Genomic DNA, 8,946 nt, shown 5'->3' with positions numbered 1-8,946 from the left:
ATAGAAATATATAAAAGCAGCTTGTCGAATCTAAATGCATTGTTCAATTCAGTCTCAGATACTTCATCTGTTTTTGAAGTCAATCAGAAAAATGTAAACCAATTCAACTATGAGAATTTCAATGGAATGAATTATTCGGAGTTTGATGAGACAATTGTACTCAAAGATATGGTTGTCTATTACCTGAAAGAAAAAATGGACCATCCAAATTCATCGCTTTGTTACAACATCAATCATGCTTTTCATCCACAAGCAACGTTAAAGGCTATAGTTTACGCAGTTGATAAATCAGCTACAGCTTGTCCGATAGAAATGAGAGAGATTTATCACCGCTTGATTATTTATGATTCCGATGGTAAGATGGTGTCTAATAGAGTTGTTGCTCGTCAAACTGGGGAAATACTTCAAACAGTTGTATTCAACAAAGATTCTTTTGAGATAACAGAATCGAAACGTATCTGGACAAAGCCTTATAACAACCGTGATTTCGACAATGAGATCAGTAAAATAGAGTTGATCTCAAAAAAATCATACAACATTTCTTCATCAGGAAAAATTGTTGAGGTTGCGCCTACGATTATTGAATAGCTGAATTGCTCTGTTGATAGTTAAAAGGCCTGAATATTTTTTTGCGTATGAGGAATTCTGCAAGCAATAGATTCGGTATCCAACTTAACCAGGAAATTAGTGCGTACATTTCTCTGGAATGAAGAATGAAAAAGTGCGGTAATACTACAACATACATTCTCAGTGTAATAGCGGTTAATGTTAAGGCATAACTCCGTATCATAAAATCAATATGTGCATCAATGTTTTTGTTTTTAATGGTCAGATAAGCTTTTAATGTAAAAATAAACCATAGTAACGATATTATACAAAACGAAGTCTTCGCCCATATGCCGCCATTTGCGTAGATACCCATTATAAATCCACTCGGCGCACTGAGGCATGCGACCAATACAACGTATATTTTCCCTATAAGCCTATGTATATTAGGCCATCTAAATAATAGAAACGGAATAAATTGGAATATGCCAAAGATTAAAACAAGTAGGCTAGTACTAATGTGTATATAAAAGCTCCATCTCCAAATAGCATTATGTAAAACAGATTGCTTGGTTAGAAGAAATCCAATATCGTATCTAAACGAAAAATAGGGATATGTGATGCGAAGCATAAGTCCTGAAAAAAATAAGAGTGGTATACTCCACAATAGGGTTTTAAGGATTGATTTTGTATTGACCATGTTACTTATCAAACATTTTTTTTTGGATCTGCAAATATTCACCCGGCTTTAAATCCCCTAACAAAATAGACGTAATACGGATGCGTTTAAGCGAGCTTACTTCGTAGCCTAGCTTGTGGCACATCCGACGGATTTGTCGGTTTAAACCCTGCGTTAAAGTGATATTAAAGCTTGTAGAAGAGAGACGATGTACAACTGCGGGTCGGGTCTTTTTACCCATAATAACAATGCCTGCTGCCAATTGCTCAATGGCTGCATCGGTGAGTTCTTTATCTACTTCAACTACATACTCTTTTTCTTTTTCCTTTTCGGCATGGGCAATGTCTTTGTAGAGCTTGCCGTCGTTGGTTAAAATAAGTAAACCTTCCGATTCTTTATCCAAGCGACCAATTGGATAAAGGTATTCTTTAAAGGGCAAAACGTTTAAGAGATTATCTGCAATGTTTGGATTTAGGGTACATTCAATTCCTCTGGGTTTGTAATAGGCATAATAACAATGCGTAAGACCTTCTTGAAGAATCTCACCGTTCAGTTCAATTACATCCGTCTTTAGAACAGTGTTGCGTTGTACGGCTTTTTGATGATTGATGAAAACACGATTTTCTGAAATCCACTTACCTGCTTCTTCTTTAGAAACATGAAAACGTTTGACAAGAAATTCGTTGATGTTCATTTTTTACTTTTATCTCTTTACAAGGTTACAATTGGTTTCATCTCTTGGTTTGTTCCCAAGGTACTTCTACACTCAAAAATACACATTTGTATCTATTCCGCATTACTTTGTATCTTTGTATTCCAAATCAACAGATCCATTATGCCATTACCAAGTCCAGAAGAAAAGAATACAAACCGCTTGCGTAAAAGTTTTTGGGAAGCGCTGGATGAATTTGATTTGATTGAACCAGGCGACAAAGTAATGGTTTGTTTGTCGGGTGGAAAGGATAGTTATACCTTATTGAATTTGTTCTTGCATGCCCAACACGTGCGCAAGAATTTTGAAATCATTGCGGTAAACTTGGATCAAAAGCAACCCGATTACCCAGCACATATTCTACCAGAATATTTGTCTAAGTTAGGCGTTGATTTTAAAATAGTAGAAAAAGATACCTACAGCATTGTCATTGATAAAACACCTGAAGGGAAGACCATGTGTAGTTTGTGTTCGCGTTTGCGTAGAGGTAATTTGTATGCAATAGCCGAAGAACTGGGTGCTACTAAAATTGCCTTGGGGCATCACCGCGAAGATGTATTGGAAACCTTTTTCTTGAATTTATTTTTCAGTGGTAAGATGGAAGCCATGCCAGCCAAATATCGAACAGACGATGGCAAACATGTGGTTATTCGTCCGATGGTGTATTGCAAAGAGAAGGATATTAGCGAATATGCCATCTATCAAAATTTTCCAATCATACCCTGTAATTTATGCGGTTCACAAGAAAACATGCAGCGTAAAATCACTAAAAAGATGCTATCGGATTGGGAAGAACAATATCCAGACAGAAAAGAAGTTATTTACAATGCCTTGAAGAATATCAGTCCATCGCATTTATATGATACGGATTTATACGATTTCAAAAACCTCGAACATAAAATAGAGGAATTAAAGCAAAAGGATTCGCCTAAAAATGAATTATACATGCAATAAAAAAATCCCGCATAAAGCGGAATTTTTTATATTTTCACGGATCACTGTCTTCTGACCACCGACCACTGTTCACTTTAGTCAATATCTTCCGGCGTCAATTCACCTTCCACAGGCTTCGTTCCAGCAGCTTTTTTCTTTTGAAATTCATCGCGTTTTTGTTTTTTTAACGCCTCCCACTTTGTTTTTTGATCTGCTGTTAAAACTGAATTTAAGCCTGTATTGTACGTGTCTTTTACTTTTTTCATGGCAGGCTTTGCAGCTTCTATATTTGAGGAATTAGCTGTACGTATACTATCTAACTGTTTTGATTTAGTCACGTTAAGCGCAGTAACTTTTGTTTGTTGGTCGCTTGTTAAGTCTAATGAAGTTGTCATATATTGAGTTACTTTTTGAGCACGTTGCTCGGCCGTCATTTTCGTATGTCCACCACCAGTATGTTGACCACCACCTGTATGTTGATCAGCACCAGTATGTTGTCCATTGCCGCCATTGTGCTGATGACCGCCATGTTGTCCAAAAGAAAGGGTAGCTGTACAAGCAGCCAAAGCCAAAGTAAATACGATTTTTTTCATAAGACAATTTTGTTTAAATCAGAGATAGAAATTTAATGTAAAGTAAACGGTATTTCAAAATAATTATTGTTTGAATGAGTATATTAAGTAAAAAAAATACTGAAAATAAAATAAACGATTTGTAATACTAGCTTATAATTTCCTGTAAAAATCTTGTTTCCTATTATGAAAAAAGCGGATAAAGATTTTGTTTATTTTACTGTTCACTGATTACTAGTAAACCGTCTCGTAAAACTCTGTAACGTCAATCCATTCCATACGTGCTGCATCGGCGGCTTTAAAACCATTGATTGCATCTTCAAATACCAAGCATTGCTCAGGTGCGAGATGCATGCGTTTGGCACATTCTAAAAAAGTGTCTGGATAGGGCTTATGTTTTTTTACATCTTCTGCCGATACTAGGATGTCGATATACGCATCCACGCCAATTTGTTTGATATTGGGTAAGGCAATCTCTAAAGTCCCGCCAGTGCCCATAGACATCGGTATTTTACCATGAAATTCTTTTACGATATCCATCGTATATTTGATGGGTAGGATGGAAGGGACTTCTTCTAAATAATAAGTTTCTTTTAGAGCAGAAACTTCTTCTGCAGAAACAGATTTTACGCTTTGTAACTCCATTAAAGTCTGAAAGACTTTTACAGTAGGAGTACCAGCGCTTTTAATAAAGTAATCAAGTGGAAATTCAAATCCGTAGTGTTGTGCTGCTTTATTGCTTGCTCTATAATGTGCCGGCATTGTATCAGCAAGCGTACCATCAATATCAAAAATAAATCCTTTTATGTGAGTGGGAATTTGGAAAGTACTCATATTGAGAATAAAATAAATGAATAAGGACTTGAATGAAATAGTATATTATTTTACTGTGTTGATCACCTTTCGGATATAACGAAACATAATCCAAGCAGGATTATTTTCATCTTCTGCACCAGAAATATGCTGTAACTGCGCAATTACTTTTTCTCTGATAATTGGCGTCCGTAAAAAATGTGCAGCGTTTTCAGAAATAAAGTCCATGCGTTCATTTTCTGAATTCAATAAGAATTCGTTGTATACTTCTTTTTGTAACATAACCAATCGCTCAGAATCTATGCGTTGAAACAACTCTGATTTAATTTGTTTGGTATCTTGATCACAAATAACACAGTCTGTATCGGCTATGCATAAGCATAGATAGTAGAGGTAATGTTCGTATACCCAATTTAAAGTTGAAACGGAATGAATCATAATTAGCGTTTAGGTTTAATAATGATTGTATCGCAAATTGATTGTTTTTAATCGCAATGAATTATACTTCAATGTACACATCTTAAATGGATATAAACAAAAAAAGTCCCCTGATTTACAGGGGACTTTCAATAATAGAGTAGTTTTACTTACATGGATTACATCATGCCACCCATTCCGCCACCACCCATAGATGGCATCGCAGATTTTTCTTCTGGTTCGTCCGCAACAACACATTCTGTAGTCAATAATAAAGATGCTACAGAAGCAGCATTTTCTAAAGCCAAACGTGTTACTTTCGTAGGGTCAATGATACCTGCAGCAATCATCGCTTCGTAACGATCTTCGCGTGCATTGTAACCAAAGTCACCTGTACCTTCTTTTACTTTTTGTACGATTACAGAACCTTCCAAACCTGCATTGAATACAATTGCACGTAGAGGAGATTCGATAGCAGTACGTATAATTTGTATACCTGTTTTTTCATCTTCGTTGTGGAATGCAACGTTATCCAAAGCAGCACCTGCTCTGATTAATGCAACGCCACCACCTGGTACGATACCTTCTTCAACTGCAGCACGTGTTGCATGCAATGCATCGTCAACACGGTCTTTTTTCTCTTTCATTTCAAGTTCTGTTGCAGCACCAATGTACATGATAGCTACGCCACCAGATAATTTAGCCAAACGCTCTTGAAGTTTCTCACGATCGTAATCAGAAGTAGTATTTTCGATTTGAGATTTGATTTGATTTACACGTGCAACAATGTTTTCTTTCGTGCCAGCACCGTTTACAACTGTTGTGTTGTCTTTATCAATATTGATTTTATCAGCAGTACCTAAGTACTCAAGTGTTGCATTTTCTAATTTGTAACCGCTTTCTTCAGAAATAACAGTACCGCCAGTTAACACAGCAATATCTTCTAACATTGCTTTTCTTCTGTCACCAAAACCTGGAGCTTTAACAGCTGCAATTTTCAGTGCACCACGAATTTTGTTTACAACCAATGTAGCTAAAGCTTCACCGTCAACATCTTCCGCAATAATTAATAAAGGTCTTCCAGATTGAACAACTTGTTCTAAAATTGGAAGTAATTCCTTCATAGAAGAAACTTTTTTGTCGTAGATTAAGATGTATGGACGCTCCATTTCAACTTCCATCTTATCTGTATTTGTAACAAAGTATGGAGATAAATATCCACGGTCAAATTGCATACCTTCAACTGTTTTTACTTCAGTCTCAGTACCTTTTGCTTCTTCAACAGTGATAACACCATCTTTACCAACTTTATCCATTGCATGCGCAATCATTTTACCAATTTCGTGGTCGTTGTTTGCAGAAATGGTTGCTACTTGAGCAATCTCGTTTGAGTTAGAGATTTTTTTAGATTGAATTTTAAGATCGGCGATGATTGCAGCAACTGCTTTATCGATACCTCTCTTAAGATCCATAGGGTTTGCACCTGCTGCAACGTTTTTCAAACCTGCACCAAAAATTGCTTGTGTAAGAACAGTTGCTGTGGTAGTTCCGTCACCTGCTTGATCAGCTGTTTTAGAAGCTACTTCTTTAACCAATTGAGCACCCATGTTTTCAATAGGATCTTTCAATTCAATTTCTTTAGCTACAGAAACACCATCTTTTGTAATAGAAGGAGAACCAAATTTTTTGTCAATAATTACATTACGACCTTTTGGTCCAAGTGTTACTTTTACTGCATCCGCCAATGCATCAACACCTTTTTTTAATTTTTCGCGTGCGTCTCTATCGAATAATATTTGCTTAGCCATCTTAATTGTATATTTTTAGAAAAGTGTTAGGAATATTTTTTATTCTTTTGAAATTAAAGAATCGCGTAGATTTCAGATTCTTTCATAATCAAGTAATCTTTTCCTTCAACAGAAATTTCAGTGCTTGAATATTTACCATAAAGTACTGAATCTCCAACTTTTACTGTCATTGGTTCATCTTTTTTACCAGATCCTACAGCAACAACAATACCTTTAAGTGGTTTTTCTTTTGCTGTATCGGGAATAATAATACCAGATGCTGTTTTTGATTCTGCAACTGCTGGTTCAACCAGAACTCTGTCTGCTAGTGGTTTGATGTTAACTTTACTCATAATCTATTTTGAAATAAAAGATTTTAAAACTGTATACTTCCTCTCTGTCTAGTTTCGTGCCAAACGATTTAACAGAAATTCTGACATAAAAATAAGCTTAAAAACTGACACTATAAGTCAATAAAAAGGGTAATACAGAATATGTTGAAAGATATACGAACAAAATGTCAGTATAATTCGTTTACAAAGTATACCAAACCCGCTTATGTTATGAAACAACTAGATTCGGATTGGCTTACCAAAGGATTAATCGACTTTGAATACAAAAAATACCAACTTTTAGGGTATTTAAACTCGGTTCGCACAGATTTTGATGCGCGTTTATTATATCCTCCTTTATCAGAATTATACACGCATTATCAAAGCTTGGTTTCTATCAAGAAAAATAAACAATGTTTGAAAGATAGTTTCCCAAAAGAAATTATAGGCACAGATGCAGAAAAGGCCGAATTTATGTATCAATCCTTGATGGGAGACGATATGTTGATGCATGAAATTGAGGAGATTCTAGAATTTGCAATTCCGCAAATGGGTAATGGATTAAATCAGGGCCGAGAATTGTATGAAGAAGTAGAACTGAGCCTACACATTGAACCCATTGGATTAGAACCACTATATACCGACGCGGGTTACATATTATTAAATCAATTGCCAAATAAACTGGTGCAGGTATATCAATATGATATTACGATATTCCACCATGCAAATGAGAATTACAGAGGTATTCACACTAAAAAGATAGAAACGTACACGCAGTCCATTAGTAATAGTGTGAATGCAATGAAATTGGGCTTAATCAAAAAGTATCCTGAATTACCTAATCCTGCCACGTATTTGATTCAGACAGATATAAATTATCCTGAAAAAGAAACGGTGATGCCCGTTGCACAGTTGGCTTTGGTTCGGTATTTATCTACGAAAGCAATTTCTTAATCATAAAAAAAGCTCTGATTTCTCAGAGCTTTTTTATTCAATAATAATCGGAAATATTATTTTGCTGTATCCATCATTTGTGTTGGAGCCGCATCTGTTTCAGTAGTAGGTGCAACTGTTTCAGATGGTTCTGTTGTCATTTCTGTATCCGCGTCTTCTGGATCATTTACAGTTGGTTTTGCTGCATAGTTAAAAACAAGACAGATCACCAAAATTGTAATCGCTAAACCAATAGAAAGATTTCCTAAGAAATCACCTGTTCTTTTAGCACCGATAACTTGAGTTGAGCTGCTGAAACCATCTGCTACACCACCTTTAGAGTTTTGAGCCAATACCACTATCACCAATAAAACGGCACATAGAATTAATAAAATGGATAATGTAATAATCATTGTATGTTAGATTTTCTTTTTTAATTCTTGAATTCGAGTTGCAAAGTAAGAATTTTTTTCGGGATTTTTCAAAATCAATTCCTCATATATAGAAATTGCTTTTGAAAATTTCCCTTGTTTCTCTAATAATTTCGCGAAAGTCTCTGATACAAAGGTGGGTTTGCCTAAATCTTGACCACTATCATCATCCGAATCTTCATCTTTACTTGCTTCTGTATAGGATAATGGGGAAATAATGGGGTCTTTTTGAATAAAACGAGAAATAATCGATTTCTCTCTTTTTTTATCTGGTTTGACAACCTTATTTTTTTTATCGCGCAAATAATCTAAATAATTTAATAAAAGACTTTCTTCATTTGCTTCTCCTTGTTCTTCCAACCTACTTTCTGCTAATATCCAATCTGTATTGGTAAAGGTAATGTCTGAAGTTGATTGGGAAACGATAGACTCTATTTTTATCGGAAGAATTTCTTCCGATTCGGCTTTGGTATTTTTATCAGGAGTTTTGTTCGCGTAATTATTAATATCAAAATAATCCTTAACGCGATTATCAAAACTTAAAATCAAATCCAATACATCGTTCGATTTTATTGTATTTGGATTCGGTTTTTCTGCATCAATTAGTGCCGAATAAGACTTCTTAGGTATATCAAGTTTTGTAGGAGGCGTTTGCTTCAATGCTTCTGTTGAAGCGGTATGAGAAATATCTACATTTGTATTTGATGCCGCTATAGAAGGTTCTTGTGGTACTAAAACAGGAAATGGATTAACGACATGTTCGTTTTGTTCTACTTTTGCAGTTGTTTCAG

Annotated in this window: 11 protein-coding genes and 1 pseudogene; 3 read left to right on the top strand and 9 right to left on the bottom strand. The window is 35.4% G+C overall.

Annotated elements, in window-relative coordinates:
- The coding region (locus Q0543_RS04990; RefSeq protein WP_299249989.1) for a hypothetical protein at window positions 1-588 on the top strand (588 nt) is incomplete at its 5' end.
- On the opposite strand, the gene Q0543_RS17025 is transcribed toward Q0543_RS04990, so the two are convergent.
- Together Q0543_RS17025 and Q0543_RS04985 are read right to left on the bottom strand one after the other, a co-directional pair.
- Complete coding sequence (locus tag Q0543_RS17025) at window positions 578-1,177, bottom strand: DUF2306 domain-containing protein (protein WP_366800003.1); 600 nt, start codon at window positions 1,175-1,177, stop codon at window positions 578-580. The genes Q0543_RS04990 and Q0543_RS17025 overlap by 11 nt on opposite strands.
- A gap of 70 nt (window positions 1,178-1,247) precedes the next feature.
- Entirely contained in the window at window positions 1,248-1,919 is a 672-nt protein-coding gene (locus Q0543_RS04985) for an RNA pseudouridine synthase (protein ID WP_299249986.1), read from the bottom strand.
- Between the two features lie 141 nt (window positions 1,920-2,060).
- On the opposite strand from Q0543_RS04985, the gene ttcA reads away from it, so the two are divergent.
- Window positions 2,061-2,891, top strand: a complete 831-nt coding sequence (ttcA, locus tag Q0543_RS04980) for a tRNA 2-thiocytidine(32) synthetase TtcA (RefSeq protein WP_299249983.1) — start codon at window positions 2,061-2,063, stop codon at window positions 2,889-2,891.
- A gap of 74 nt (window positions 2,892-2,965) precedes the next feature.
- Here the strand turns inward: ttcA and Q0543_RS04975 are convergent, their stop codons facing one another.
- The 5 genes from Q0543_RS04975 to Q0543_RS04955 all read right to left on the bottom strand — a co-directional run bounded on the left by Q0543_RS04975 (window position 2,966) and on the right by Q0543_RS04955 (window position 6,812).
- Window positions 2,966-3,463 carry a hypothetical protein gene (locus tag Q0543_RS04975; protein WP_299249980.1) on the bottom strand — a complete coding sequence of 166 codons (498 nt, stop codon included), beginning with the start codon at window positions 3,461-3,463 and terminating at the stop codon, window positions 2,966-2,968.
- A 213-nt stretch (window positions 3,464-3,676) separates the two neighbouring features.
- Window positions 3,677-4,276 (bottom strand): HAD-IA family hydrolase, encoded by a 600-nt coding sequence (locus tag Q0543_RS04970; protein ID WP_299249977.1) that lies wholly within the window; start codon window positions 4,274-4,276, stop codon window positions 3,677-3,679.
- A gap of 45 nt (window positions 4,277-4,321) precedes the next feature.
- Entirely contained in the window at window positions 4,322-4,693 is a 372-nt protein-coding gene (locus Q0543_RS04965) for a hypothetical protein (protein WP_299249974.1), read from the bottom strand.
- 158 nt (window positions 4,694-4,851) lie between these two features.
- Window positions 4,852-6,480, bottom strand: a complete 1,629-nt coding sequence (gene groL, locus Q0543_RS04960) for a chaperonin GroEL (protein WP_299249971.1) — start codon at window positions 6,478-6,480, stop codon at window positions 4,852-4,854.
- Window positions 6,481-6,533: 53 nt separating this feature from the next.
- The gene (locus Q0543_RS04955) at window positions 6,534-6,812 is read right to left on the bottom strand and encodes a co-chaperone GroES (protein WP_299249968.1); all 279 of its coding nucleotides are present in this window, start codon (window positions 6,810-6,812) and stop codon (window positions 6,534-6,536) included.
- 210 nt (window positions 6,813-7,022) lie between these two features.
- Between Q0543_RS04955 and Q0543_RS04950 the strand changes: the two genes are divergently transcribed.
- The gene (locus Q0543_RS04950) at window positions 7,023-7,745 is read left to right on the top strand and encodes a hypothetical protein (protein ID WP_299249965.1); all 723 of its coding nucleotides are present in this window, start codon (window positions 7,023-7,025) and stop codon (window positions 7,743-7,745) included.
- Window positions 7,746-7,801: 56 nt separating this feature from the next.
- Here the strand turns inward: Q0543_RS04950 and secG are convergent, their stop codons facing one another.
- Both secG and Q0543_RS04940 read right to left on the bottom strand, forming a co-directional pair.
- Window positions 7,802-8,137 carry a preprotein translocase subunit SecG gene (gene secG, locus Q0543_RS04945; RefSeq protein ID WP_299249961.1) on the bottom strand — a complete coding sequence of 112 codons (336 nt, stop codon included), beginning with the start codon at window positions 8,135-8,137 and terminating at the stop codon, window positions 7,802-7,804.
- Between the two features lie 6 nt (window positions 8,138-8,143).
- Window positions 8,144-8,946, bottom strand: a pseudogene (locus Q0543_RS04940) (hypothetical protein); the annotation flags it as partial.

It is taken from the genome of uncultured Cytophaga sp. (assembly GCF_937863595.1).
GTDB lineage: Bacteria > Bacteroidota > Bacteroidia > Cytophagales > Cytophagaceae > Cytophaga.
Note: the sequence above shows the minus strand (reverse complement) of the source record. Positions and strands in the feature narration are given on the sequence as shown.